Genomic DNA, 26,407 nt, shown 5'->3' on the forward strand with positions numbered 1-26,407 from the left:
ACGCCGACGCAGGGTTCGAGCGTGAAACAATCGATCCGGTGGACCGATCACAGCGAAGAACGTTGCCGTTGCGCTGCGCAAGGCGCTTCTCCTGCCGCTCGACGATCTGCTCGCCGTGGTGCGTGCATTCCTCAAGCCGCATGTCTCGCGCTCGGGCCTCGACCGCTGCCTCCGGCGCCACGGCCCGGGCAACCTGCGGGCGCCGAAGCCGAAGGAACCCAAGCCCGCGCATGGCAGCTTCAAGGCCGACGAGCCCGGCGATCTGCACATCGACATCACGTATCTGCCCCGGATGGCCGACGAGGACCGCCGCCGCTATCTCTTCGTTGCCATTGACCGAGCGACGCGGTGGGTCGCCGTCGCGCATCTATCCCGCACAGACCGCGGCCAACGCCCGCCGTTTCCTTCGCGATCCGGAGCGCGCGGCCCCGATGAGGATCGCCCGCGTGCTGACCGATAACGGCAGGGCTTTCACCGACCGCCTCTTCGGCCTGCGCAAACGCGCGGCAACCGGACAACACGAGTTCGACCTCCTCCGCGCGGAACTCGGCATCGAGCATCGTCTCGCGCCGCCGATGCGGCCGCAGACGAACGGCATGGTCGAGCGGTTCAACGGCAGGATCGGGGATGTCCTGCAGAGCCATCGTTTCCAGAGTGGCGAGGACCTGGAGCAGACCCTCCTGCGCTACGTCGACCTCTACAGCACCCAGTTCCCGCAATCAGCCCTGCAAGCGGCGACCCCCCGTCGCAACCCTCAAGGACTGGCAACGTCACAGACCCGAGCTGTTCAGGAAGTGCGTCTGCAATCTCGCGGGATGTGACAGCTATACTGACCGGAAAGACAGCTTTGCTTGACATCCCACATAACAAATTTGCCATCGTTTTCTCGTCTGACCGACAACGAAAAAGCGCGGCGGAGGCCCGCCGCGCTTCTTGTTCCCGAAAGGGATAGTCCGCCGTCTATTCCGCCGTCAGAAGGGGCGGCTTTTTCGAAGAGTCGAGGCGGCGTTTTTCCGGCTCCTCGATCCGAAGGTCGATCTCGCCCTCCCGGACGCCGACCTTGACGACACCGCCCTTGGCGAGCTTTCCGAACAGCAGTTCTTCGGCCAGCGGTTTCTTGATCGTCTCTTGAATGACGCGGCCCAGTGGCCGGGCGCCCATCTTGTCGTCATAGCCCTTGTCGGCCAGCCATTCTGCGGCGGGTCGGGTCAACTCGATAGTGACGTTCCGGTCCATCAGCTGGGCCTCGAGCTGCAGCACGAACTTCTCGACGACCTGCAGGATGGTCTCTTTCGGCAGTGGCGCGAAGGAGATCACCGCATCGAGCCGGTTGCGGAACTCGGGCGTGAAGGTCCGCTCGATGGCGGCGGTGTCCTCGCCCTCGCGCCGGTCGCGGCCGAAGCCGATCGCCGCCTTGGCCTGTTCGGCGGCCCCGGCATTCGAGGTCATGATCAGGATCACGTTGCGGAAATCGACCTGCCGACCGTTATGGTCGGTCAGCTTGCCGTGATCCATCACCTGCAGCAGGATGTTGAACACGTCCGGATGCGCCTTCTCGATCTCGTCGAGCAGCAGCACGCAATGCGGGTTCTGATCGACCCCGTCGGTCAGCATGCCGCCCTGATCGAAGCCGACATAGCCCGGAGGCGCGCCGATCAGACGGCTGACCGCGTGTTTCTCCATGTATTCGGACATGTCGAAGCGCAGCAGTTCGACCCCGAGGCTGGAGGCGAGTTGCTTGGCGACCTCGGTCTTGCCGACACCCGTGGGCCCGGCAAAGAGGTAGTTGCCGATGGGCTTTTCGGGTTCGCGCAAACCGGCCCGGGCCAGCTTTATCGAGGCAGACAGCGCCTCGATGGCCTTGTCCTGGCCGAAGACCACGCGCTTGAGCGTCGTTTCCAGGTCCTTCAGCAGCTTGGCATCGTCCTTCGAGACGTTCTTCGGCGGGATCCGGGCGATCTTGGCCACGACGGCCTCGATCTCCCTGGTGCCGATGGTCTTGCGGCGCTTGCTTTCGGCCAGCAGGTGCTGGGCGGCGCCCGCCTCGTCGATGACGTCGATGGCCTTGTCGGGCAGCTTGCGGTCATGGATGTAGCGCGCGGCCAGTTCCACCGCCGACTTGATGGCGTCAGAGGTGTACTTGACCTCGTGATGTTCCTCGAAATAGGGCTTGAGCCCCTTGAGGATCTTGACCGCATCCTCGACCGAGGGCTCGTTCACGTCGATCTTCTGGAACCGGCGGCTCAGCGCGCGGTCCTTCTCGAAATGCTGGCGGAACTCCTTGTAGGTGGTCGAGCCCATGCAGCGCAGCTTGCCGCCCTGCAGCGCGGGTTTCAGCAGGTTCGAGGCGTCCATGGCCCCGCCCGAGGTCGCGCCCGCGCCGATCACGGTGTGGATCTCGTCGATGAAGAGGATCGCGTCCGGATGATCCTCAAGCTCGGTGACCACCGCCTTCAGCCGTTCCTCGAAATCGCCGCGATAGCGGGTCCCGGCCAGAAGCGCGCCCATGTCGAGCGCGAAGATGGTGGCCTTCGACAGCACCTCGGGAGTCTCGCCGCTGACGATCTTGCGGGCGAGCCCTTCGGCGATGGCGGTCTTGCCCACGCCCGGATCGCCGACCAGCAGCGGGTTGTTCTTGCGGCGGCGGCACAGCACCTGGATGCAGCGCTCGACCTCCTGGTCGCGGCCGATCAGCGGGTCGATATCGCCCTTGCGCGACTTGGCGTTGAGGTTGACGCAGTATTTGGACAGCGCGGATTCCCGGGATTCCCCGCCGTCGGTCTGTGTGGCCCCGGCCTGCGGTTCTTCCTCGAATTCCGAGGCGCCGGTCACCGGGCGGTGTTCGCCGAAGGACGGGTCCTTGGCCACGCCATGGGCGATGAAGTTCACCGCATCGTAGCGCGTCATTTCCTGTTCCTGCAGGAAATAGGCGGCGTTCGATTCCCGTTCGGCGAAGATCGCGACCAGCACGTTCGCGCCGGTCACTTCGGTCCGGCCCGAGCTTTGGACATGGATCGCGGCGCGCTGGATCACACGCTGGAACGCCGCTGTCGGCACTGCCTCCGAGCCCTCGATATCGGTCACGAGCGTCGCCAGCTCATCCTCGATGAATTCGGTGAGCGTCTTGCGCAGATCCTCGAGATCGACCGAGCAGGCCTTCATCACCTTGGCCGCGTCGGGCTCGTCGATCAGTGCCAGGAGAAGGTGTTCGAGAGTGGCGAGCTCGTGGCGGCGCGCATTGGCCTGGGCCAGCGCAGCGTGAATGGCTTGCTCGAGAGTGTTTGAGAATGAAGGCACGGGACGTGCTCCTTTCCTTCTGTGGCAGAGGCGGGCATTGCCGTTCCTCCACCTTGGCCCCTTAGGATTAAGTTTTGGTGTTTGTTGGTCTGCTTCAAGTTTTTTCTGTTCAAAACTTGGACGCCGTTTCCGGTTCGCCCGGTTTTTCGGCACGACCGCCGGTGCGGCGCGGGCCTCAGAACCTGTCCTTGCGCGCGCGGATCTCGGCGAAGACCTCGACATCGCTGGCATCCCCCAGCCCCAGCGCCGTCTTCACCTCGGGCCTGCCCGCGCGCAGGAAGGGATTGGTCGCGCTTTCGACGGAAAGCGGTACCGGTACAGTCGGACGGCCCTCATCGCGGAGCCGGTCGATTTCGGCGGACCGGGCGCGCAACGCATCGTTGCCGGGCTCGACGGTCAGGGCGAAGCGGGCATTGGCGGATGTATATTCATGGCCCGAGAATACAAGGGTTTCGGGCGGCAGCGCAGCCAGTTTCGTCAGGCTGTCCCACATCATCGCGGGCGTACCCTCGAACAGCCGGCCGCAGCCGAGCGCCATCAGGCTGTCGGCGGTGAAGACCGCGTTTCCGCCGGCAAAGCGGTAGGCGACATGACCAAGCGTGTGACCGGGCACCGCGATCACTTCGGCTTCGGCCGGGCCGTCGCCAACCCGGTCGCCCTCGACCAGCGCCCGGTCGAGCGGCGGCAGCCGGGCCGCCTCGGCCGCCGGACCCATCACCTGCGCGCCGTACCGTGTCCGCAGTTCGGCGACGCCGCCGACATGGTCGTGATGGTGATGGGTGATCAGAATCGCGTCGAGCCCCCAGCCGCGCGACTCCAGCGCCTCGACAATCGGGCCCGCCTCGGGGGCGTCGATCAGAAGGGCCCCGCCGGGTCCTTTCACCAGATAGGCGTAGTTGTCGCTGAGGCAGGGGACGGTGACGATCTCTAGGGGCATGGCATTCTCGTTCGTCTTGGTTATCTTGGGACCCGAGACCCAAAGCCCAGAGGCAGCCGCGCGGCAATGCATCTCGACGTTCTGGACCTGAGGAACTTCTACTACCGCACCAATCTGGGGCGCGTGGCGCAGAGGGCAATCCGCGAGCAGGTGCGCGAGATCTGGCCCGAGGCCAAGGGCCAGACGGTCGCGGGCTTCGGTTTCGCTGTGCCACTGCTGCGGCCGCTGAGGGCCAGCGCGCGCCGGGTGGTGGCGCTGATGCCCGGCCAGCAGGGGGTGATGCCCTGGCCCGCGGGCGAGGAAAACGTCTCGGTCCTGTGCGAAGAGACCGCCTGGCCGCTGCCTGACGGGTTCGTCGACAAGCTGGTTTTGCTGCACGGTCTTGAAACCAGCGAGCATCCGGGCGCGGTGCTTGAGGAATCGCTTCGGGTTCTCAGACCCGGGGGCAGGGCGCTTTTCATTGTGCCGAACCGGTCGGGTCTTTGGGCGCGACGTGACGGAACGCCGTTCGGTTTTGGCCGTCCCTACAGTTCCGGCCAGCTGGAGGCGCAATTGCGTCAGCACGGTTTCGAACCCGAGGCGCATCGCGCCGCCTTGTTTTCGCCGCCGACCGCCAGGCGATTCTGGCTTAAAACCGCCGGGATCTGGGAAAACGCGGGTCAACGCATGTCTGCCTATTATGCGGGCGGCGTGCTGATGGTTGAGGCGACCAAAAGGGTCTACCGTCCGACGGGGCTTGCGACGAAGGACCCGTTGCCCCGGCCGCTGCGCATTCTTGACGGTCTGCCCCGGCCCGGGGCCGAACCCGCCTGAGACCCCAGCGGGCATGGGCTTTCCGGCGCCGCGCCGCGGTCGGACGGCCGCCCCGCACCGCCGCATGGGGCGCGGTTGCCCAAGCGGCACCCGAGGGTTCTGCGGCCCGTTGTGGCGGGACCGCTACCCCCTGCAACATTCTGCCGTTCTAGGCGGTTGCGAGGTCAATCCTCCTCTGCTACACCCACGCCGATTTCGGAGCGTGCCCGACCGGGCGCGCCGCTTGATCTGCCCCGTCCGGGAGTTTAACGGGCATGCGAGGGGCCTTAAGACATCGGAAGGGTTGACGTGTCCGAACCAGCTTCGATTTCGTCCGGCATTGCCAAGCGCTATGCCACAGCGCTGTTTGACCTCACCAGGGAAGCCAATGGCATTTCCGCACTCGAAGCCGATGTCGACGCGCTCGACGCGGCCTTGACCGAAAGCGGGGAATTTCGAGACCTGATTTCGTCGCCTGTCTATTCGCGGGACGATCAGGCCCGGGCCATCGATGCCATTGCGTCGAAAATGGGGCTGGGCCGGATGATGGCGAACACGCTGCAATTGATGGCCTCGAAACGGCGGCTGTTCGTGCTGCCGCAAATGGTCGCCGAACTGCGCGGCCTGATCGCCGAGGCCAAGGGCGAGGTCAGCGCCGATGTGGTGTCGGCCCGGCCGCTGAGCGACGCGCAACGCGCCGCCCTGGCTGCCGCGCTGAAGCAAAACGCCGGCAAGGACGTCAAGATCAATGCTTCCGTCGATGAAAGCCTCATCGGCGGCCTTATCGTAAAACTGGGCTCGAAGATGATCGACACCTCGATCCGCGCGCGGCTCAGTGCACTCCAGAACACCATGAAAGAGGTCGGATAAATGGGTATCCAAGCAGCTGAGATCTCTGCGATCCTCAAGGAGCAGATCAAGAATTTCGGCCAGGAGGCCGAAGTTGCAGAGGTAGGCCGCGTGCTGTCGGTGGGTGACGGCATTGCCCGTGTCCATGGCCTCGACAACGTCCAGGCGGGCGAGATGGTCGAGTTTCCGGGCGGCATCCGCGGGATGGCCCTGAACCTCGAGATCGACAACGTCGGGATCGTGATCTTCGGGTCGGACCGTGCCATCAAGGAAGGCGACGTCGTCAAGCGGACCAACGCGATCGTGGACGTGCCCTGCGGCGACGCGCTGCTGGGTCGCGTGGTCGACGCGCTGGGCAACCCGATCGACGGCAAGGGACCGATCGCGACGACCGAGCGTCGCATCGCCGACGTCAAGGCGCCGGGCATCATTCCGCGTAAGTCGGTGCACGAGCCGATGGCCACCGGCCTGAAATCGGTCGACGCCATGATCCCGATCGGCCGTGGCCAGCGGGAACTGATCATCGGCGACCGTCAGACCGGCAAGACCGCCGTGGCGCTCGACACCATCCTGAACCAGAAATCCTACAACGAAGCCGCGGGCGACGACGAGAGCAAGAAGCTCTACTGCGTCTATGTCGCGATCGGCCAGAAGCGCTCGACCGTGGCGCAGCTGGTGAAGAAGCTCGAGGAAACCGGCGCGATGGACTATTCCATCATCGTGGCCGCGACCGCCTCGGACCCGGCGCCGATGCAATACCTCGCCCCCTACACCGCCACCGCGATGGGCGAATTCTTCCGCGACAACGGCCGCCACGCCCTGATGATCTATGACGATCTGTCGAAACAGGCCGTCGCCTACCGTCAGATGTCGCTGCTGCTGCGCCGTCCGCCGGGGCGTGAAGCCTATCCGGGCGACGTGTTCTACCTCCATTCCCGCCTGCTGGAACGGTCGGCCAAGATGAACGAGGATCACGGCGCGGGCTCGCTGACCGCCCTGCCGATCATCGAGACCCAGGCGGGCGACGTGTCGGCCTATATCCCGACCAACGTGATCTCGATCACCGACGGCCAGATCTTCCTCGAAACCGACCTGTTCTACCAGGGCATCCGTCCGGCCGTGAACACCGGTCTGTCGGTGTCGCGGGTTGGCTCTGCGGCCCAGACCAACGCGATGAAATCGGTCGCGGGTCCGGTCAAGCTGGAACTGGCGCAGTATCGCGAGATGGCGGCCTTCGCGCAGTTCGGCTCGGACCTCGATGCCGCGACCCAGAAGCTGCTGAACCGCGGCGCGCGTCTGACCGAGCTGATGAAGCAGCCGCAATATTCGCCGCTGACCAACGCCGAAATCGTCTGCGTGATCTTCGCGGGGACGCAGGGCTATCTCGACAAGGTCGCCGTCAAGGACGTGACCCGCTACGAGGCGGACCTGCTGAGCTTCCTGCGCACCAAGCACCAGGCGCTGCTGGACGACATCACCAACAACGACCGCAAGGTGAAGGGCGAGCTCGAGGACAAGATCCGCGCCGCGCTGGACGAATTCGCCAAGAACTTCGCCTGAGCGGGGATGGGATCAGGATAGATGCCTAGCCTCAAGGACCTCAAGAACCGGATCGCCAGCGTCAAGTCGACGCGAAAGATCACGAAGGCCATGCAGATGGTCGCGGCGGCCAAGCTCCGCCGCGCCCAGGAAGCTGCCGAGAATGCGCGGCCCTACGCCGCGCAGATGGAAAAGGTCATGTCCGGGCTCGCGGCCTCGGCCACCGGGGCGGCCAATGCGCCGAAGCTTCTGGTCGGCAGCGGTGCGGACAAGGTGCACCTCCTGGTCGTGATGACGGCCGAGAGGGGCCTTTGCGGCGGCTTCAACTCGTCGATCGTGCGTCTCGCGCGTCTCAAGGCGCAGAACCTCATCGCCGAGGGCAAGACCGTCAAGATTCTGACCGTGGGCCGCAAGGGTCGCGAACAGCTGAAGCGCGACTTCGCCGATCATTTCGTCGGCCATGTCGATCTGAGCGAGGTCAAGCGCATCCGCTACGGCAATGCGCGCGACATCTCGCAGGACATCATCGCCCGGTTCGAAAAGGGCGAGTTCGATGTCGCGACGATCTTCTTCAGCCGCTTCAAGTCGGTGATCAGCCAGGAGCCGACCGCCCAGCAGATCATCCCGGCCGTCTTCGACGAACCCGAGGATGTCTCGACCATGTATGATTACGAGCCCACCGAGGGCGAGATCATGGCCGAGCTTCTGCCCCGCGGGGTGGCGACCCAGATCTTCGCCGCGCTTCTTGAGAACGGCGCCTCGGAACAGGGCGCGCGGATGTCCGCGATGGACAACGCGACCCGGAACGCGGGCGACATGATCGACCGGCTGAACCTCGAGTACAACCGCTCGCGTCAGGCTGCGATCACCAAGGAGCTGATCGAAATCATTTCGGGCGCCGAGGCGCTCTAACGGAACCGGAGAAACGACAATGGCAAATGCTGTAGGCAAGGTCACCCAGGTGATTGGCGCCGTGGTCGACGTTCAATTCGACCAACACCTGCCCGAGATTCTGAATGCGCTGGAAACCGAGAACAACGGCAAGCGGCTGGTGCTGGAAGTGGCCCAGCACCTCGGCGAGAACACCGTGCGCACCATCGCCATGGACGCGACCGAGGGTCTCGTGCGCGGCGCCAAGGTGACGGACCTGGGCAAGCCGATCTCGGTGCCGGTGGGCGACGCCACGCTGGGCCGCATCCTGAACGTGATCGGCGAGCCGGTCGACGAAAAGGGTCCGGTGCACGCGACGGAAACCCGGGCCATCCACCAGCCGGCGCCTGAATTCGCCGAGCAGTCGACCTCGTCCGAGATCCTCGTGACCGGCATCAAGGTCATCGACCTGCTGGCGCCCTATTCCAAGGGCGGCAAGGTGGGCCTCTTCGGCGGCGCCGGTGTGGGCAAGACCGTTCTGATCATGGAACTGATCAACAACATCGCCAAGGTGCACTCGGGCTACTCGGTGTTCGCGGGCGTTGGCGAACGGACCCGTGAGGGCAACGACCTCTATCACGAGATGATCGAGTCGAACGTCATCAAGGTCGATGATCTGTCGAAGTCGCAGGTGGCGCTGGTCTATGGCCAGATGAACGAGCCTCCGGGGGCCCGTGCCCGCGTCGCGCTGACCGGCCTGACGCTGGCCGAGCAGTTCCGCGACCAGTCCGGCACCGACGTTCTGTTCTTCGTCGACAACATCTTCCGCTTCACCCAGGCGGGGTCCGAGGTGTCGGCGCTTCTGGGCCGTATTCCCTCGGCCGTGGGCTACCAGCCGACGCTGGCGACCGACATGGGCGCGCTGCAGGAACGCATCACCTCGACCAAGCGTGGCTCGATCACCTCTGTTCAGGCGATCTACGTGCCCGCGGACGACCTGACCGACCCGGCGCCCGCGACCTCGTTTGCCCACCTCGACGCCACCACCGTTCTGTCGCGTGCGATTTCCGAACTCGGCATCTACCCGGCGGTGGACCCGCTCGATTCGACCTCGCGGATCCTCGATCCGGCCGTGGTCGGCGAAGAGCACTACCAGGTGGCCCGCGACGTGCAGGGCATCCTGCAACGCTACAAGTCGCTGCAGGACATCATCGCCATCCTCGGCATGGACGAACTGTCGGAAGAGGACAAGCTGACCGTGGCCCGCGCCCGGAAGATCCAGCGGTTCCTCAGCCAGCCCTTCGACGTGGCGAAGGTGTTCACCGGGTCGGACGGCGTCCAGGTGCCGCTTGAAAAGACCATCGCGTCGTTCAAGGCGGTCGTGGCCGGCGAATACGATCACCTGCCGGAAGCCGCCTTCTACATGGTCGGCGACATCGACGACGTGATCGCCAAGGCCGAGAAGATGGCGGCCGACGCGGCCTGATAGGGCTTACGGCGCCGGACGGACCGTCCGCCCGGCGCCCGCTTGCAAGGAGGCAACATGGCCGACACGATGCAATTCGATCTGGTGGCGCCGGAACGCCGGGTGGCCTCGGAAAAGGCGACCTCTGTCGTCATCCCGGGGTTCGAGGGCGACCTCACCGCAATGCCCCAGCACGCGCCGCTGATCACCACCCTGCGCCCCGGCCTGCTTGAGGTCTTCACCGAGAGCGGATCGCAGAAATACATCGTCACCGGCGGGTTCGCCGAAATCACCGCTGATGCGGCGACGGTTCTGGCCGAGCGCTCGCACCCGGTCGAGGAGGTGACGCAGGACATGATCGACGAGATGGTCGCCGAGGCCCGCGCGGCCGCGCGCGACGCGCATCCCGACGTGGTCGACGCCGCGGCGCGGATGCTGGCCGACATGGTGGCGATGGGCACCCATATTGGCTTCGAGCCGCAGACCTGAGGCCCGCCGTTCGTACGCTTTGAAAAGGGTCCGCCTCGGCGGGCCCTTTTTTTGTTGTGCCGGGACGGGAACGGCCCCCGGAAGGCGAGGTCCTCGCCGGGAGCAACAGGGACCAGCCCGTGAGTGGTCCGGGCGGTTGCAAGGGGCCGGGGCGCGCCGGCTGTGATGGCCTTGCAATAGGGCGATGGAGGACGGAGGCGCGGACGCAGCACACCGCCCCTGCAGGCAGAGAGGGTGCGCCGGGGAGTGGATCTGTGCAAGAGGCGGCGCTTACAGAGTGGGCGTCAGCGCCCCAGCGTCTTCATGCCCCGTTCGATCCCGTCCAGGGTCATCGGCACCATGCGGTCCTCGAAGATCTCGCGGATCATGCCGATCGACTGGGTGTAGTGCCAGTGCCGTTCGGGCACCGGGTTGATCCAGAGATGGTCGGGCCACTGCGCCCGGGCGCGCTCCAGCCAGACCCGGCCGGGTTCGGCGTTCCAGTGTTCGTTCGCGCCGCCCGCGAAGGCGATCTCGTAGGGCGACATGCTGGCATCGCCGACGAAGATGCACTTGTAGTCGGACCCGTAGGTGCGCAGCACCTCGGCGGTCGGCGTGACCCGGTCCCAGCGGCGCCGGTTGTCGCGCCAGACGCCTTCGTAAAGGCAGTTGTGAAAGTAGTAGTGTTCGAGATGCTTGAACTCGGACCGCGCGGCCGAGAACAGTTCCTCGACGACGCGGATATGGTCGTCCATCGACCCGCCCACGTCAAGAAACAGCAGCACCTTGACCGCGTTGTGCCGTTCGGGCCGGGTCTTGACGTCGAGATAGCCGTGATCGGCCGTGGCCCGGATCGTGCCGTCGAGGTCAAGCTCGTGGCGGGCGCCGTCGCGGGCCCAGCGGCGCAGCCGTTTCAGCGCCACCTTGATGTTGCGGGTGCCAAGCTCGACCGAATCGTCGAGATTGCGGAATTCGCGCTTGTCCCAGACCTTGACCGCGCGGCGGTGGCGGCTTTCGTCCTGACCGATGCGCACGCCCTCGGGATTGAAGCCATAGGCGCCGAAGGGCGAGGTCCCGGCGGTGCCGATCCACTTGTTGCCGCCCTGATGGCGCTCTTTCTGCTCTTTCAGGCGCTCCTTCAGCGCCTCCATCAGCTTGTCGAAGCCGCCCATGGCCTCGATCTCGGCGCGCTCGGCCTCGGACAGGTGGCGTTCGGCCAGCTTGCGCAGCCAGTCCTCGGGCAGGTCGAGCGCCTCGAGCACCTCGCCGGGGCCGATCTCCTCGAGCCCGCCGAAACTTTGCGCGAAGGCCCGGTCGAACCGGTCGAGCAGGCGTTCATCCTTCACCAGCGCGGTGCGCGCCAGATAGTAGAAGCCCTCGGCGTCATAGGTGACGAGGCCGCGTTTCACCCCTTCGAGGAAGCTCAGATACTCCCGCAGCGAGACGGGAATGCCAGTGGCGCGAAGCGTCTGGAAGAAGGGCAGGAACATGGGCCAAGCATAGGGCCGGGCACGGCCGCCGGAAAGGGGAAAGCCCGGCTCAGTCGGCCGGATCAGTCAGTCCGGGCCGGGTTCAGCCAGGCGATCTCGGCCATGCGTTCGCGCACCTCGTTCTCGGAGCCGAATCCGTAGCGCGCCCAGCCCAGCGCGTCGCGCCGGATCGCGGCGGCCTCCTTGGTCCAGCCCAGCATGTCGAGAGCCTCGGCCTTCATCAGCAGCATCGAGGCCAGAAGCGCGGCATTCTCGCCGTTCTGCACGTCGTCGAGATGATCGTCGATGATCAGGACGGCGGTGTCGGGTTGCCCGGCGGACAGCGCGAAGGCCGCGATATGCATGGCCACATGGGCGGATTGCACGCGGGTCACCGGATGGGCGGCATAGATCTGGCCTGCCTCAAGGAACGCGGCCAGCGAGGTCTCGCCATTGTTCTGGCCAAGCGCCAGACGGCCGAAGGCAAAGAGGCTGAAGGCCAGGCGGGTGTCGCGCCAGCCCTGGGTGCGGGCGATCTCGACCGCGCTCCGAGCCGCCGCGACCCGCTGCGACGGGGCGGTGCCGGGGCCGAGCGCGGCCTCGATGGCGTCGATCCAGGCGCGCGGGGTCGGCGACATCAGATCGCTGCCGCCGATCCGTTCGCCGCGCGGGTTGAGCCGGGCCAGAAGCTGCGGCAGCACCCGGGCGGCCTCGTCGCGGGTGGTGCCGTTATGCAGTTCGGGCGCGTAATAGGCGCGCAGGATCAGCATGTCGAACCCGGTCAGGACGGTGTGGAAATTGTCGTCGTTGAAGACCGAATCCGGCAGCCGGTAGAGGTCGTTCAGGGGGCCGATGGCCTGGGCCAGTTCCTCATGCAGGCAGTCGCGCACCTCCTGCGGGCTCACGTCGCCGGGAATGAAGATCGCGACCCATTGGCGGACCGGCAGCGTGGTCCAGTCGACCTCGCCCGAGCGGCGGCTTTGCCGGAAGTCCTCCCAGGAGGAGACGCGCGGCGCGACGAAGCAGGCGGCCTGCGGCACCAGCCGCTGCAACTGGCTGCGCGGCAAGAATTCGATCGTGACGCTGGCCGGGGCGTCGGCGGCGACCCGGTGGATGCCGATCCCGGCCTCGCGGCGGAGCCGGGCCAGCAGCGCCGCCAGATCGGGTTCGAGGCTGGCCGGGGCAGGGCCGGTGACACGGACGGTGATCGGCCCTTCGAAGCGCGTCATGTAAGGCAGGCTGCGGCCGCTCTCCATCTGGAAGGCGAGGTCGAGAAAGTCCTGGGCGATGGCGGCGTTCGAGCGTTGGGGCGGCGTCACGCGATGGGTGACGAAGGTCTTCATCGGCGGCAGATCGGCAAGGGCTGGGGGGCGGCGGCCCGGCATTTCCGGGCCGGGACCGGCGCAGGCCGCGAGCGTGATGAGCAGGGCCATTGGCCGCGCCAGCGCCGCCGCGCGGCCAATGGTCCGCACCGCAGGGCCGCGGCGGCCGATCTCAGCCGCGGACATATTTCACGAAGGGGGTGGGCTGGCCGATCCGGTCGTAAAGCTGTCGCGCGGTTTCGTTCGAGTCCTGGGTGAGCCAGTAGACCGAGGGCGTGCCCCGGGAATCGGCCACCGCATAGACCGCCTCGATCAGCGCCCGGCCGACGCCGCGGCCGCGCATGGCGGGATCGGCATAGAGATCCTGCAGATAGCAGACATTCTCGGGCCTCCAGCAATGCCGGTGGAAGATGAAATGCACGAGCCCCACAACCTTGACGCCGCTGAGCGCGAGGCGACAGCCCATGTTCGGATCGCCACCATGCAGGAGCCGCGCGAAGGTGATGTCATAGGTCTCGGCCGGGACCGAGGTTTCATAGAAGTCGAGATAGGCCGCCCAGAGCCTGCGCCAGGAGGCGGCGTCCTCTGGGCGAAGCGGACGGACGAGGAGGTCGGTCACTGAGGGGGGCCTTTCGCGGGAAAGCAGGGGGAATCCGGCAATCGCATCTTGCGAGAGCGGCGCGGTCTTCACAAGGGTTGGCCGCGGATCGGGGGCCATTGCGGGGCGGAGCGTGGCCTTCCGGCCCGGCTTTTTGCGGGCTGCGGCAGGATGGACGAAAAAACCGGCGCGGCGGGGGCAAGATTTGCGGTCGGAGGCGCTTGACGGGGGCTTTGGGCGTCAATAAAAGGCACGTCACGCCGGGCGAGCCCGGAAGGCGCTGCGGTTGTAGCTCAGTTGGTTAGAGTACCGGCCTGTCACGCCGGGGGTCGCGGGTTCGAGCCCCGTCAACCGCGCCACCGCCTTCCAGTTTGTCCCGCGCGATGCGCGGTTGTAGCTCAGTTGGTTAGAGTACCGGCCTGTCACGCCGGGGGTCGCGGGTTCGAGCCCCGTCAACCGCGCCACTTCTTCAAATCCTGATTGCCTCGTTCACCCGGACGATTGAGACCGGGCGCTCCCGCCCGTCTTTGGCGGCCTCTCGGCCGCCGCATCCCGTTGGGCCGGGCGCCGCGCTGGCGCGCGGCGCGGTCGGGGCTTTGCGGAAGGGGGTATTTCGCCCGGCTGGTCGCGGTCGCGGGCCTGGGGCTCGCATCGGTTCCGCAGTCCGCGGGGCCGCGGTGGTCGGCCCCGCGGACTGCCCCGGACCGGACACACGCCCGGCCGGGGGTCTGTCTCGGTGGGCCGTTCAGGCGGCGAGGGCGGCCAGGATTCGGGCCCAGCTGCGGATGCCCTTGTGGAAGCTTTCGAGGTCGTATTTCTCATTCGGCGAGTGGATTGCGTCGTCATCCTTGCCGAAGCCGATCAGCATCGATTCCATCCCCAGAAGCGTCTTGAAGTAGCCCGCGACCGGGATCGACCCGCCCGAGCCGACGAAGGCCGCCGGGTTGGGCCATTCCTGGGACAGCGCCAGGCGGGCCTTTTCGAAGGCCGGATCGGCGATGTCCATCACCGAGGCAGGCGAGGCGCCGTGCGGGGCGAACTCGGCGGTGCAGTCGGGCGGCAGCATGTCCTGCACCATCTTCCGGAACGATTCGCGGATCTTCAGCGGGTCCTGGGTGCCGACCAGCCGGAAGCTGACCTTGGCAGAGGCATTGGACGGCAGCACCGTCTTGAAGCCCGTGCCCTCGTAGCCGCCCGAGATACCGTTCACCTCGCAGGTCGGGCGGGCCCAGAGCATTTCCAGCACCGACCGGCCGTCTTCGCCCGCCGGTGTCGAAAGCCCGACCTCGCCCAGGAACCGGTCCGCGTCGAAGCCGGTCCCGGCCCATTGCCGGAGGATCTCTTCGGGCATTTCGGGCACGCCATCGTAGAAACCGGGCACGGTCACGCGGCCGGTGTCGTCATGCAGTGCCGCGATGATCCGGGCCAGCACCCGGATCGGGTTCATCGCGGGGCCGCCATACATGCCCGAATGCAGGTCCTTGGACGGGCCGGTGACGGTGATCTCTTCGCCCACGAGGCCGCGCAGCATGGTGACGATGGTGGGGGTCGCGTCGCCCAGCATGCCGGTGTCGCAGATCAGCGCGAGATCGGCTTTCAGCCGGTCCGCGTTCTCCTTGAGGAAGGGCACCATCGAGGGCGACCCCGATTCCTCTTCGCCCTCGAGAAAGACGGTGATGCGGGCGGGCAGGGAGCCATGCACCGCCTTCCAGGCGCGGCATGCCTCGAGAAAGGTCATCAGCTGGCCCTTGTCGTCGCCCGCGCCGCGGGCACGGATCACCTTGCCCTTGGGCGTCTCCTCGATGGCCGGATCGAACGGATCGCGCGCCCAGAGCGACAGCGGGTCAACCGGCTGAACGTCGTAGTGACCGTAAAAGAGCAGGCTCGGCCCGGCCGTGCCGCCCTTGGCGACGACCATCGGATGTTTGGGCGTGGGGCAGATCTCGGCGTCGAAGCCGATCGAGGCCAGATCGCGGACCATCCACTCGGCCGCGTCGCGGCAGGCGGCGGCATGGGCCGGATCGGTCGATATCGACGGGATGCGGAGCAGCGCCATCAGCCGGTCGAGGGCCTGCGGCAGATCGGCGTCGATACGGGAAAGAACAGGGTCAAGGCTCATCGCGGACTCCTTCGGATGCGTGGGTTGCGCGGACCCTAGCAGGCCGATGGGGGGTGTCCAGAGGGCGCCCGGTACAGGGGGGAGCCGAGGGCTGGCAGGCCGTCGCCGGGAAGACTAGAGTTACCGGGCGGTCGTCTTAACAGGAGGTCGGACATGGATTGCAGGACGGAAAGCGCGGGGCCGCGCGAAGGGGGGGCTCTTCGTTCCGCCCGGGTTTTCGGGATTTCGCTTGGGATTGCCCTCTGTCTGGGGGGCGCCGTCGCGGCCTCGGCCGAGCCGGTGGACGGCAAGGCCGCGCGCAAGCTGGTGTTCAAGCCGAAAGGCGCCGAGGTCACCGTGATCGACCTGCCCTTCCTGTCGGAAGCCGACCGCAAGGGGCTGGTCTTCGCGGGCGCGCAGCAACCCTATTACGGGGCCATCGCCGTCGCTCCGAGCGAGGGGCTCATTTCCGAGGCGACGCTGGCCGCGGCCAACTATCACGATGTCGAGGCGGCCCGTGCTGCGGCGCTTAAGGGCTGCGATGCCGCCCGCAAGCCCGACGGGAACCCTTGCGTAATTGCGGCCGAGATCCGGCCGAAGGGCTGGGAACCACGGGCGCTGCAGCTTTCGGCCGATGCGACCGAAGGGCTGCGCAGCGATTACGGACGGCGGGGCGGTCCGCGCGCCATGGCGATTTCGGAATCGACCGGCCGCTGGGTGGTCCGCAAGGGGCCCGACGCTGCGGCTCAGGCGCTCGACGCCTGTGCCAGCGCTTCGGGCGCGTCCGATTGCCGGTTGGCCGTCGAGGATCGCTGAGACGACGGATGCGTGGCCCTGCGGGGCATGATCTCTCCGGGCCCGCTGCGCAAGGGCGGGTCCCGGACGCCGCCGGATGGAAGGCTGTCTAGCCAAGCTTACAGCCGCTCTGTCCACCTGAATTGACAGAAATCAATGTTCAAACGGCAAAACTGTCGCTAAGCTGACGGACGGGTGGTGCGCGCGAACGCTCCTTCAGACCGAATCGTGCCATATTGCCCGGGTATCGGTGGACCTCAGAAACCCTGTTTCCGATCGGAACGCCTGGCCCGGGAAGGCTGAAGCAAAAGCGAGGATCGGCTGAAAATTTGTGCAGCATCACGCTTCGATATCCGCCGTTTTTCGCATAAGAGAAACGGACGGGAAACGGAAACGGCAATTCGGACGCTCCCGGCCGGGACGGACGGAACGCCAGAGGGGTCGGTCGGTGACCCCTGAACGCAGAAGGACCCGGAAGGTTCCGCAGGGCGGGGCGTGACGGAAATCCTCGATGGCCTTGCGGGGCCTAGAAAAAGGAGAGACCCGGTGGATTATACCGCTGCTTTGGACGCATCCATCAACCGGCTGCATGAAGAGGGACGCTACCGCACCTTCATCGACATCGAACGGCGCAAGGGCGCGTTCCCGGAGGCGGTCTGGAGCCGTCCGGACGGTGAGAACCAGGACATCGTCGTGTGGTGCGGCAACGACTATCTCGGCATGGGGCAGCATCCGACGGTGATCGCCGCCATGCAGGATGCGATCTCGGCCACCGGCGCCGGGTCGGGGGGCACCCGCAACATTTCGGGAACCACGGTCTATCACCGCCGCCTCGAGGCCGAACTGGCCGACTTGCACCAGAAAGAGGCCGCGCTGGTCTTCAACTCGGCCTACATGGCCAACGACGCGACGCTCTCGACCCTGCCGATGCTGTTCAAGGATCTGGTCATCGTCTCGGACGAACTGAACCACGCCTCGATGATCCAGGGCATTCGCCGCGGCCGCTGCGACAAGCACATCTTCCGCCACAACGACATGGCGCATCTGCGTCAGGTGCTGGAAGGCATCGAGAAGGGCCGCCCGATCCTGATCGCCTTCGAGTCGGTCTATTCGATGGATGGCGATTTCGGCCCGATCGAGGAAATCTGCGATCTGGCTGACGAATTCGGCGCGCTGACCTATATCGACGAGGTCCATGCGGTCGGCATGTACGGCCCGCGCGGCGCCGGTGTCGCCGAGCGTGACAATCTGATGCACCGCATCGACATCATCAACGGCACGCTGGCCAAGGCCTTTGGCGTCTTCGGTGGCTATATCGCGGCCTCGGCCAAGATGTGCGATGCCGTCCGCTCCTATGCGCCGGGCTACATCTTCACCACCTCGCTGCCGCCGACCATCGCGGCCGGCGCCTGCGCGTCGGTGCGTCACCTGAAGACCGACACCGCGCTTCGGGAAAAACACCAGGATCGTGCCCGCGTTCTGAAGGCCCGCTTCAAGGGCCTGGGTATGCCGGTGATCGACCATGGCAGCCATATCGTTCCGCTGATCATCGGCGACCCGGTCCACACCAAGCGGATCTCGGACATGCTGATCGAGGGATACGGCATCTACGTGCAGCCGGTGAACTTCCCCACCGTGCCGCGCGGCACCGAACGGCTGCGGTTCACGCCGTCGCCGGTTCATACGCCGGAACAAATGGATGCCCTGATCCGCGCGATGGACGAGCTTTGGGCCCAATGTGCGCTGAATCGCGCCGAACTCACCGCTTAAATCCAACTGCGGGTGTACCGCTCCCGCGCTTGTGATAATGTTTCGTCAACGAGGCGGCGATTCCACGGATCGCCGCCTCACCGGGGACACGAAGGCAGGCACAGGGCGGTTCCATGATCAGGCGCAGGCAGCCGCGCGCGGCTGAGGGCTCGCAAGACGCACCCAAAGGTTTCGATGCGTTCGAATTGCGTCTTGGGGATGTCATGCGGGGAGAGCGGGCGACGCTCGGCAAATCCCTGCTGGACGTCCAGCGCGAACTGAAGATCCGCGCAACTTATATCGCCGCCATCGAGAACGCCGATCCCACGGCCTTCGAGACGCCCGGTTTCATCGCCGGTTATGTGCGGTCCTATGCCCGCTATCTGGGGCTCGACCCGGAATGGGCCTATCGCCGCTTCTGCGAAGAGGGCAATTTCGCGACCGTCAACGCCATGGACGCGGCTGCCTCGCCCCGTCCGCAGGCCTCGCGCCGCAAGTCGGTCTCCGAACCGCGCGATCCGCTGGCCGATCCGAATGCGATCTTCGTGCCACGCGGTCCGGCGATGTTTTCCCAGGTTCAGCCCGGCGCCATCGGCTCGATGCTGGTGTTGCTGTCGCTGATCGCGGTGCTGGGCTATGGCGGCTGGTCGGTGCTGAAGGAAATCCAGCAGGTGCGGCTTGCGCCGCTGGACGATCAGCCGGGTCTGATCGCCGATGTCGATCCGCTGCAGGTGGCCGGGGCCGATCCGCTGTCGGACGAAGCGCCCGCCACGCCCCCTTCGGTCGAGGCGCTCGACCGCCTCTATCGCCCTCAGGCGCTCGACCGGCCGGTCATGGTCGCCCGCGACGGGCCGATTGCCACCATCGACCCCGGCGAGATCGGGGTTCTGTCCAGCGACCGCCGTCCCGACCGGGCCTTCGACCGTGCCGTCGCCAGCGCGCTGGCCGAGGCCGGTGCGGGCACACCGGGCATGACCGTTACCCAGGTCGGCACGGCTGTTTCCGGCGCAACCCCGGTTCAGGTCGTGGCCGCCGATGCAACGCCCGAACTGGCGCTTCTGGCCGTGCGACCCGCCTGGGTCCGCGTTTCGGCGGCGGACGGCACCGTGCTGCTTGAGAAGATCCTCAATGCCGGCGAAAGCTATGTGCTGCCCCGGACCGACGAGCCGCCGACGCTGCGCGCCGGCAATTCGGGCTCGGTCTATTTCTCGGTGAATGGCCGGACCTACGGACCGTCGGCGCCGGGCGCGAACGTGGCCAAGAACATCGAGCTTTCGCCGGAAGCGCTGACCGAGCGTTATCAACTGGCCGATATAAAGGCGGATCCGGATCTTGCGGTGGCGCTTGCCCAGAACGAGGTTCCGGTTACCGTGTCGGGGCCGTCCCGCTAGGGCGGGGCCGCCGCAGCGCCGGTTTCATCTTTCATTCGCGAAGGACCGGGCCGCCTCGAAGGCGGCCCTTGTCGTGTCGTCAGTTTTCCACGCGTGGGCGCCCGGGCGCGTCCGTCCGATGGCGTGTCTGATCGGCAAAGGGGTCAACTGTGACAGCGCGATGGGTCCGGGGGGGCGAAAGAATGGAAGTCCGGGGGTAATTTCGGGCTAGGTTTTGTCAGTTTAGTATGGTTGTCGAAGCGTTGCACACCATCGACCCGGTGCCTGACTGAGTGAGAAATCCGTTCGCGTGTCGATAAGCTCATAAAAATAAACGATAAAAAGGTCTCGAGGCGGGCTCGCCCGATCCGTTGGAAAAGTCATCCAGCATTTACCTAGAATTGAACTTTAAGAGAGTTTCTAAACACTTTGCGGTATACCGCCCCGCAATGCACAATTCGAGGTAGCCCGCATGCCCGCCTTCCTGTACCGGATTCCTTTCCGCATTTATCTGATCGTGATCGTCGCGCTTGCGCTGTCGATCGTGCTGTCGGTCCTTCTTCTCACGCGCGCGGTCAGCAACGCCTACCAGATGCGCGAGACCGAGCTTCGCGGCATGACCGATGCTGCGATATCGCTGCTCGACGATCTGCAGGCGAAGGTGGAGGCCGGTGAGATGGACCGTCCGGCGGCCGAGGCGACGGGGCGTCGGCTTCTCGAGACGCTGCGCTTCGGAGAGTCGGGGTACCTGTTCGCGCTCGACAACAACCTCGTTGTGACGGCGCATGCCACTTTGCCGGAATGGGTCGGAACCGACAAATCCGACTATGCCGACGTCAAGGGGCTGAAACTCTTTCAGGAAATGCGCGAGGTTGCGCTGCGCGACGGGGCGGGCACGGTCGAATACTGGTTCCAGAAACCCGGAGAGACGGAGCCCGAGAAAAAGCTTGGCTCGGTGCAGCAGTTCAAACCCTGGGGCTGGTTCGTCGGAACCGGCGCCTATGTGTCGGACATCAACGCCGAACTGGCAAGCATGCGGATGGCGTCGATTATCACGCTGATTGTCGGTATGTTGCTGCTGATCGCCGTGTCGGCCGTGCTGGTGCGCAGTGTCACCCGGCCGCTGGCGGCGTTCGTGGAGTCGATGCGCGATGTCGCGAATGGTCGTTACGATACCGAGATCCCGGCGTCCAAGCGCCATGACGAAATTGGAGATCTCGGCCGCAACCTGTCCGAGTTCCGCGACAAGCTGGCCGAGTCCGAACGGCTTGCCGCCGCCCGCGAGGAAGACCGGCGCGAACAGGAACGCGTGGTGACCGATCTGGGCGTCGGGCTGCGGGCGCTGTCCGAGGGCGACCTGACCCGGACGATCGACACGACCTTCGCCCCTGCCTATGAACAGCTTCGTCAGGACTTCAACGCCACTGTGGATACGCTGAACGCGCTGATGGGCGAAATCGTCGAGAATTCGACCGAAATCACCACCCGGGCCGAGGAAATCAGCGGCGCCTCCGACGACCTGTCGCGGCGGACCGAGAATCAGGCTGCCACGCTGGAAGAAACCGCTGCCGCCATGGACGAGATGACCGCCAGCGTGCGCGCCGCGGCCGATGGCGCGGCTCAGGTCGAGAATGTGGTGCGCGAGGCGCGGGGCAATGCCGAACAATCGGGTCTGGTGGTCAAGGAAGCCATCGGCGCGATGTCCGAGATCAAGAAATCCTCCGACGGCATCAACCAGATCATCGGGGTGATCGACGACATCGCCTTCCAGACCAACCTTCTGGCGCTGAACGCGGGCGTCGAGGCGGCGCGGGCGGGCGAGGCCGGCCGGGGCTTTGCCGTTGTGGCCTCCGAGGTGCGGGCACTGGCGCAGCGGTCCTCCGAGGCCGCGAAAGAGATCAAGACGCTGATTTCGTCCAGTTCCGATCAGGTCGAATCCGGCGTGGCGCTGGTGAACCGGACCGGCGAGGCGCTGACCGACATCGTCGAGCGCGTCAGCAACATTGCCGAACTGATCGGCGAGATCGCGACCGGCGCTCAGGAACAGTCGGTGGGCTTGGGCGAGATCAATGTCGGCATCAACGAGCTGGACAAGGTCACCCAGCAGAACGCCGCCATGGTCGAGGAGGCGAACGCCGCCGCGGTGACGATGAAGCAGGAGGCGGGCAATCTGCAAAGCCTCGTCGCCCGGTTCCGTCTGAAGGGCAGCGCCCCCGCCGTCGCCCGCCCGCGGAGCCCGTCGGCGCCCTCCTACAAGCCCGATCGCCCGCCGTTCGCCGCGATGGATGCGCCCAAACGGGCTGTGAACGACAGCGGCTGGCAGGATTTCTGAGCCTGCACACCGGTCGCCGGCCTCGGACCGTTCGCAGAGCGTCAGCGCTCGGAAGGAGCGGTCCGAGATGCCCGAACCTTCACGCAGATCGGTGCGGGCTCGGGAAAGGTATCGACTGGCTGCCACCGCAGTTCGGCAATTCGGTGAGGAGCCGTGTTTGCGACTGCTCGGGATGACCCGGACGAAGAAGAGCGCGACACGCGCCGCTGGCATCGAGCAAGTTCGCCCCCGGCCACCCAGATCCCGGCCACCCGGACGAAGATCCCGAGGCCTCTAGCGACCTCGGCGGATCCCAGACCGGGTTCAGGCCGCGTCGCCCGAAAGATAGACCTTGACCGGGCGCACGGGGCGGCCGTCGGACCAATGTCCCAGGTCGAATTCCAGACGGTCGGCCTCGGCGCCCTCGCGGATCACCTGATCGAGCGCGAACCAAAGATAGCGCCAGTCCAGCGTGTCCTCGGCGCCAACGCCGTCGAGCAGCAACAGAGACAGAAGCGGGCGGAAAAAGCTGGTATCGTCGGTTGCCTGTTCGTGATTGGCGAAATGCCCGGGGCAACCATGGGTATCGGTCTGCGACAGGTACATGCGCTTGCGATCTGTGGCGATGCTGCCGAACGGGATGTCCCATTCGGATTTCGGCACGATCCAGTCGGCATCGCCATGCAGGATTGCGACCGGCATGGTCAGTGCCTTTCCCGTGACGCTCAGGTTCACATCGTCCTGCAACCGGTCGAGGGCCAGGCCGATCTGGCCCGGCGCCGACGCGGCTGAACTGCTGGGGATCGGGTCGGCAGTCACGACCTGCAGCGGCATGAGGTTGGCGGGCAGGCCGTCCCGGGTCACGTACCAGGGCCAGCTCAGCGCGAAGAGGCCGCCCAGCGAATGACCATAGACATAGGTATCGACCGCGACATCGGGCCCGAAGCCGACCCGGGCATAGGCATCGGTGACGCTGGCCAGCGCGTTTTGCATCCATTTTTCCTGAGACGGACGCAGCCCGTCGCCGAAGACCTCGTCCAGCAACTCTGCCACGGTCATCAGCCCTCTTTCGGGAAAGCTGCAAAACCCGGTCTGAAAGTTCGGAAAGAAGACGGTATAGCCCTGACGGGCCAGGTGTTCGAGATGGGCGCGGTAGATCTGCGAGGCCCCCAGCACGAATCCGTGCAGGAAGATCACCGCCTTGGGGCGTCCGTTCTGCCCGAGCCAGGGCGTCTTCGGCCGGTAGACCTCGATATAGCTGCCCTTCTGGCATTTCCCGAACCGCTCGACGGTGAACTCCGGCGAGGTATAGACCGCGCTGTAATCGGGACGTGGCGGCGCCTTGGGGCGCAATGGTCCGAACGCCCGGCAAAGGGCAGCCTGAAGCAGATAGCCGAAGGTGGTGCGCAGATCGCTCAGAAGCATAGACATGGCCCAAGCCTCCCTTGATGGGGCGGGACAATGAAAAGGCGGGGAGGGCGACGGGTCAAGCCGTTTGCACAACCTTGCGGCGACTTTCTTTCGCCTTGCGGCAAGGTTCGGCGAGGGCCTATGCGGCCCCCTTCGGAAAGGGGGCCGCGGCGCGGCCGGGGCCTCGGTCAGGCGCGCTCGGGCACCTCAAGACCCAGCCAGTCGCGGTAGAAGGTGTCGATATCCGGCTCGAAGTCGTGGATCACCGGATACCAGGGTGTCGGCGCCTCGACATCGAGCAGATCGCCCGAGAGCGGGCAGAAGTATTCGCGGATCACCTGCCAGCCGGTCGAGGGGGCCATCAGCTTCGGATAGAGCTTTTCCATCGCCTCCGGCGTGTCGCGGACCCGGACCTTGGCATGCAGCTTCCAGTTCTCGGTCCAGTCGCAGAAATCGTGCCCGGCCCAGCTGCGGATCACCCATTTCTTGTCCTCGGCCCGCTGAACGATGAAAAGCTTCGGGCCCAGCGGCAGGATGATGCGGTCGTCCCAGGGGACCTGCTCCTGCAGGATCCCGAGGTAGATTTCGAACCGTTCCTGATCCTTGGGCATGGACAGCATCTGATGCAGCGTGTCCTGATCGATGGTGCCGTCCACGAGATCGCGGATCTTGGCTTCGGTATAGGCCATGTCTGTTCCTCCCTTTCTGAAAAGGGCGCCGGGGTCGGCCGACGCCCCGGTTGGGTCATTCCTCGACCAGCTTGACGATGGTCACATCGGGCAGTTCCGACAGGTCCATCGAATAGTCCTTGCCGTAGGACGGGATCGGCAGGTCGGCCTCCTTCAGTTGCCAGCTGTCCGGCAGGTCCCAGAACGCCCGGAAATCGCGTTCGAATTTCGGGCCGAGCTTGAACGAAGCGGCATACATCTGCTGGACATGGGTGCCCGCCTCCTTGGCGAGGATCTTGTCGCGTTCGCCCGCCATCCAGTCGCGGGTCGGCACCGACTGGGCCAGCCGTTCCTGCCGGATCTCGGCGCGGCGCGCCTCGGTCGCGGCCAGATCGGCCACCACCCGGCCGCGCTCGCCCTCGGCCAGCACGACGCCATAGACGCTGTCGGCAAAGCGCGCGAGCAGGTAGCCGCCATTCACATCGGCCGCCACCGCTTCGGGCTTGCGGTCGAGCGGGTCGCCGAAGCCCGGGCCGCCGCGCATGTAGTTGAGGTAGAGATCGTAATCGGCGAACATTTCCTCGGTGGTGATGGCCTGCTTGTCGCGCTTGATCCGGGCGCCCTCCAGCATCCCGTCCCAGACCGGGTTTTCGGGGTCGGTATCGCCGCCCCATGGGATCGGCTCGCCCCTGGCGATCTTCTCCTTCAGCCCGGTATCATGCGCGGCGAAGCGGTAGCCCGAGGCCGCCGGATAGCCGCCCATCAGCCCCCAGTCAGAGCTGATATGGCCGTTGCCCATGAAGAACATGGTCCAGTCCTTGGCGTTCCAGACCATGCGCAGGCTCTCGAAGCCGCAGCCGCCGCGATACTTGCCCGCGCCGCCCGACGAGGCCTTGATCTGGCGGCCGAGATAGACCAGCGGCTCGGCCAGTTCCCAGATCTCCATGTCGCCCATGTCGCCTTCGGGGTTCCAGATCGCCGCCGCGTGGCTGATGCCATCGCGCACCGCCGTGGCACCGACCCCGTTGGCCGCACATTCGAACGAGTTCACGGCATGGATCTCGTCATACTGGTTGAAGCCGCCGCCTTGCAGCCAGTTCGAGGTATTGGCGTTGCCCGCATTGACCTCTTCGAGATAGCCGCGCCCGAAATAGCTGCGCGACAGCCCCCGCCAGAGCGCCGTCCAGGAGGACACCAGGAAGTGCCAGCTATAGGCGAAGGCCACGCGCCGGTCGTCGGGGTTCATCCAGGTGCCCTTGGGCAGGCGGAATTCGGTGCCGTAGGCGGCGCCGTCGTTGATCATCTCGCTCGGGATCAGGGTCTGGGTCATCATCACCCAGATACCGGAGGTGAAGCTGACCGAATGGGCGTTGTAGGTATGCCAGCCCCAGCGGGACGAGCCCTCGAAATCGAGCCGCCAGGTCCCGTCCTTGCGGATCGTCATCTCGGACGGCGTGTGCATGATCGTGTCGACCTTGGCGAAGTCCGAGGGCACGCGTACATCGTCGTGGGAATAGGGCACGTCGACGAAGCCCACCTGGCGATAGGTGCCCGGAATGGTCATCGCCTTGATCCGGTTCTGCAGCCCCAGCCGGCCATGTTCGACCGCCTCGTAGGCGAATTGCCAGTAGGATTCGATCCCCTCGTCGGCGATCACCTCCTCGACCAGCTTGCGGATCATGTGACAGCCCGCGACCCGGGTGCGTTCGTCGAGCATCCAGTAGCGCGTGGTGCGCACCGCGCGCTGGCTTTCATGCAGCCAGTCGCGGAACAGCGTGTCGTTCTCGCCGATCTTGCGGCAGGTCACCGAATAACCGTCGCCAAAGCGCTGGACCTGACCCGTGGTCATCGAGCCCGGACCGACGGCGCCGGTGTCGATCACATGGGTCACGCCGCCGACCCAGCCGATCAGTTCGCCCTCGTGGAAGATCGGCACGATGGTGTGGATGTCGCAGGGGTGGACGTTGCCGATCAAGCTGTCATTGTTGCAGAAGATGTCCCGGTCCTTGACGCCGGGATTTGTCTCCCATCCGTTCTCGATCATGTATTTGATCGCGGCGCCCATGGTCCCGACATGGATGATGATGCCGGTCGAGGTCAGGATGCTGTCGCCCGCCGCGTTATAGAGGGTGAAGCACAGCTCGCCTTCCTGCTCGACGATGGGCGAGGCCGCGATCTTCTTGGCGGTCTCGCGGGCATCGACGACACCGGCCCGAAGCCGCGAGAACAGCTTGTTGTACTTGATCGGGTGTTCGTCCCGCAGCTCCATGTGCCGCAGCCCGGCGTAATGGCCGCTGCGTTTGGTGGCCTCCATGATCTTGTCGCGGTGTTGCTTGAGGGTCTCGCCGCCGCGGACGATGCCCTTGATATCTGTCTGGATGTTCATGTGATGTCCTCCCT

Annotated in this window: 19 protein-coding genes, 2 tRNA genes and 1 pseudogene; 13 read left to right on the top strand and 9 right to left on the bottom strand. The window is 65.7% G+C overall.

Annotated features, from left to right (window positions below; all coding sequences use genetic code 11):
- Positions 1 to 55 precede the first annotated feature (55 nt).
- A pseudogene (locus DSD19_RS03245) lies at positions 56 to 855 on the top strand (DDE-type integrase/transposase/recombinase); the annotation flags it as partial.
- A 105-nt stretch (positions 856 to 960) separates the two neighbouring features.
- Here DSD19_RS03245 and clpA read toward each other — a convergent pair.
- Both clpA and gloB read right to left on the bottom strand, forming a co-directional pair.
- Positions 961 to 3,297: an ATP-dependent Clp protease ATP-binding subunit ClpA gene (gene clpA / locus DSD19_RS03250; RefSeq protein ID WP_075784978.1), complete on the bottom strand. Its 2,337-nt coding sequence runs from the start codon at positions 3,295 to 3,297 to the stop codon at positions 961 to 963.
- A gap of 175 nt (positions 3,298 to 3,472) precedes the next feature.
- The gene (gloB, locus tag DSD19_RS03255; protein ID WP_113668513.1) at positions 3,473 to 4,234 is read right to left on the bottom strand and encodes a hydroxyacylglutathione hydrolase; all 762 of its coding nucleotides are present in this window, start codon (positions 4,232 to 4,234) and stop codon (positions 3,473 to 3,475) included.
- A 66-nt stretch (positions 4,235 to 4,300) separates the two neighbouring features.
- Here gloB and DSD19_RS03260 point away from each other — a divergent pair, with 66 nt between their 5' ends.
- The 6 genes from DSD19_RS03260 (at position 4,301) to DSD19_RS03285 (ending at position 10,238) form a co-directional block, all read left to right on the top strand.
- The gene (locus DSD19_RS03260; RefSeq protein WP_113668514.1) at positions 4,301 to 5,047 is read left to right on the top strand and encodes a class I SAM-dependent methyltransferase; all 747 of its coding nucleotides are present in this window, start codon (positions 4,301 to 4,303) and stop codon (positions 5,045 to 5,047) included.
- Positions 5,048 to 5,335: 288 nt separating this feature from the next.
- Positions 5,336 to 5,896, top strand: coding sequence for a F0F1 ATP synthase subunit delta (locus tag DSD19_RS03265; protein ID WP_075784981.1), 561 nt, complete (start codon positions 5,336 to 5,338; stop codon positions 5,894 to 5,896).
- A complete protein-coding gene (atpA, locus tag DSD19_RS03270) occupies positions 5,897 to 7,435 on the top strand; it encodes a F0F1 ATP synthase subunit alpha (protein ID WP_075784982.1) in 1,539 nt (512 codons plus the stop codon).
- 21 nt (positions 7,436 to 7,456) lie between these two features.
- Positions 7,457 to 8,326 carry a F0F1 ATP synthase subunit gamma gene (locus tag DSD19_RS03275; protein WP_113668515.1) on the top strand — a complete coding sequence of 290 codons (870 nt, stop codon included), beginning with the start codon at positions 7,457 to 7,459 and terminating at the stop codon, positions 8,324 to 8,326.
- Positions 8,327 to 8,345: 19 nt separating this feature from the next.
- Entirely contained in the window at positions 8,346 to 9,770 is a 1,425-nt protein-coding gene (atpD, locus tag DSD19_RS03280) for a F0F1 ATP synthase subunit beta (protein ID WP_075784984.1), read from the top strand.
- A 57-nt stretch (positions 9,771 to 9,827) separates the two neighbouring features.
- Positions 9,828 to 10,238 (top strand): F0F1 ATP synthase subunit epsilon, encoded by a 411-nt coding sequence (locus tag DSD19_RS03285; protein WP_075784985.1) that lies wholly within the window; start codon positions 9,828 to 9,830, stop codon positions 10,236 to 10,238.
- A 284-nt stretch (positions 10,239 to 10,522) separates the two neighbouring features.
- On the opposite strand, the gene DSD19_RS03290 is transcribed toward DSD19_RS03285, so the two are convergent.
- The 3 genes from DSD19_RS03290 to DSD19_RS03300 all read right to left on the bottom strand — a co-directional run bounded on the left by DSD19_RS03290 (position 10,523) and on the right by DSD19_RS03300 (position 13,627).
- Positions 10,523 to 11,707 (bottom strand): VWA domain-containing protein, encoded by a 1,185-nt coding sequence (locus DSD19_RS03290; protein WP_113668516.1) that lies wholly within the window; start codon positions 11,705 to 11,707, stop codon positions 10,523 to 10,525.
- A 62-nt stretch (positions 11,708 to 11,769) separates the two neighbouring features.
- A complete protein-coding gene (locus DSD19_RS03295) occupies positions 11,770 to 13,119 on the bottom strand; it encodes a DUF2927 domain-containing protein (RefSeq protein WP_075787497.1) in 1,350 nt (449 codons plus the stop codon).
- Between the two features lie 61 nt (positions 13,120 to 13,180).
- Positions 13,181 to 13,627, bottom strand: coding sequence for a GNAT family N-acetyltransferase (locus tag DSD19_RS03300; RefSeq protein ID WP_243627648.1), 447 nt, complete (start codon positions 13,625 to 13,627; stop codon positions 13,181 to 13,183).
- Between the two features lie 261 nt (positions 13,628 to 13,888).
- Between DSD19_RS03300 and DSD19_RS03305 the strand changes: the two genes are divergently transcribed.
- Both DSD19_RS03305 and DSD19_RS03310 read left to right on the top strand, forming a co-directional pair.
- Positions 13,889 to 13,965, top strand: a tRNA-Asp gene (locus DSD19_RS03305).
- Between the two features lie 28 nt (positions 13,966 to 13,993).
- Positions 13,994 to 14,070: transfer RNA gene (locus tag DSD19_RS03310), tRNA-Asp, on the top strand.
- A 281-nt stretch (positions 14,071 to 14,351) separates the two neighbouring features.
- Here the strand turns inward: DSD19_RS03310 and DSD19_RS03315 are convergent.
- On the bottom strand, positions 14,352 to 15,725 hold the full coding sequence (locus DSD19_RS03315) for a M20/M25/M40 family metallo-hydrolase (protein ID WP_113668518.1): 1,374 nt from the start codon (positions 15,723 to 15,725) through the stop codon (positions 14,352 to 14,354).
- Between the two features lie 153 nt (positions 15,726 to 15,878).
- Here DSD19_RS03315 and DSD19_RS03320 point away from each other — a divergent pair, with 153 nt between their 5' ends.
- From DSD19_RS03320 to DSD19_RS03335, 4 genes are all read left to right on the top strand, one after another.
- Positions 15,879 to 16,520 carry a 5-aminolevulic acid synthase gene (locus DSD19_RS03320; RefSeq protein WP_243627654.1) on the top strand — a complete coding sequence of 214 codons (642 nt, stop codon included), beginning with the start codon at positions 15,879 to 15,881 and terminating at the stop codon, positions 16,518 to 16,520.
- Positions 16,521 to 17,045: 525 nt separating this feature from the next.
- Positions 17,046 to 18,269, top strand: coding sequence for a 5-aminolevulinate synthase (gene hemA / locus DSD19_RS03325; RefSeq protein WP_113668519.1), 1,224 nt, complete (start codon positions 17,046 to 17,048; stop codon positions 18,267 to 18,269).
- 113 nt (positions 18,270 to 18,382) lie between these two features.
- The gene (locus DSD19_RS03330) at positions 18,383 to 19,639 is read left to right on the top strand and encodes a helix-turn-helix domain-containing protein (protein WP_075784989.1); all 1,257 of its coding nucleotides are present in this window, start codon (positions 18,383 to 18,385) and stop codon (positions 19,637 to 19,639) included.
- Positions 19,640 to 20,090: 451 nt separating this feature from the next.
- Entirely contained in the window at positions 20,091 to 21,950 is a 1,860-nt protein-coding gene (locus DSD19_RS03335; protein WP_113668520.1) for a methyl-accepting chemotaxis protein, read from the top strand.
- A 303-nt stretch (positions 21,951 to 22,253) separates the two neighbouring features.
- On the opposite strand, the gene DSD19_RS22000 is transcribed toward DSD19_RS03335, so the two are convergent.
- The 3 genes from DSD19_RS22000 to DSD19_RS03355 form a co-directional block, all read right to left on the bottom strand.
- On the bottom strand, positions 22,254 to 23,360 hold the full coding sequence (locus tag DSD19_RS22000; RefSeq protein ID WP_202241427.1) for a hypothetical protein: 1,107 nt from the start codon (positions 23,358 to 23,360) through the stop codon (positions 22,254 to 22,256).
- 167 nt (positions 23,361 to 23,527) lie between these two features.
- Positions 23,528 to 24,028 (bottom strand): acetone carboxylase subunit gamma, encoded by a 501-nt coding sequence (locus tag DSD19_RS03350; RefSeq protein WP_075785657.1) that lies wholly within the window; start codon positions 24,026 to 24,028, stop codon positions 23,528 to 23,530.
- 55 nt (positions 24,029 to 24,083) lie between these two features.
- On the bottom strand, positions 24,084 to 26,393 hold the full coding sequence (locus DSD19_RS03355) for a hydantoinase B/oxoprolinase family protein (protein WP_113668521.1): 2,310 nt from the start codon (positions 26,391 to 26,393) through the stop codon (positions 24,084 to 24,086).
- Positions 26,394 to 26,407 lie beyond the last annotated feature (14 nt).

Source organism: Rhodovulum sp. BSW8, assembly GCF_003314725.1.
In the GTDB taxonomy this organism is placed as follows: domain Bacteria; phylum Pseudomonadota; class Alphaproteobacteria; order Rhodobacterales; family Rhodobacteraceae; genus Rhodovulum; species Rhodovulum visakhapatnamense.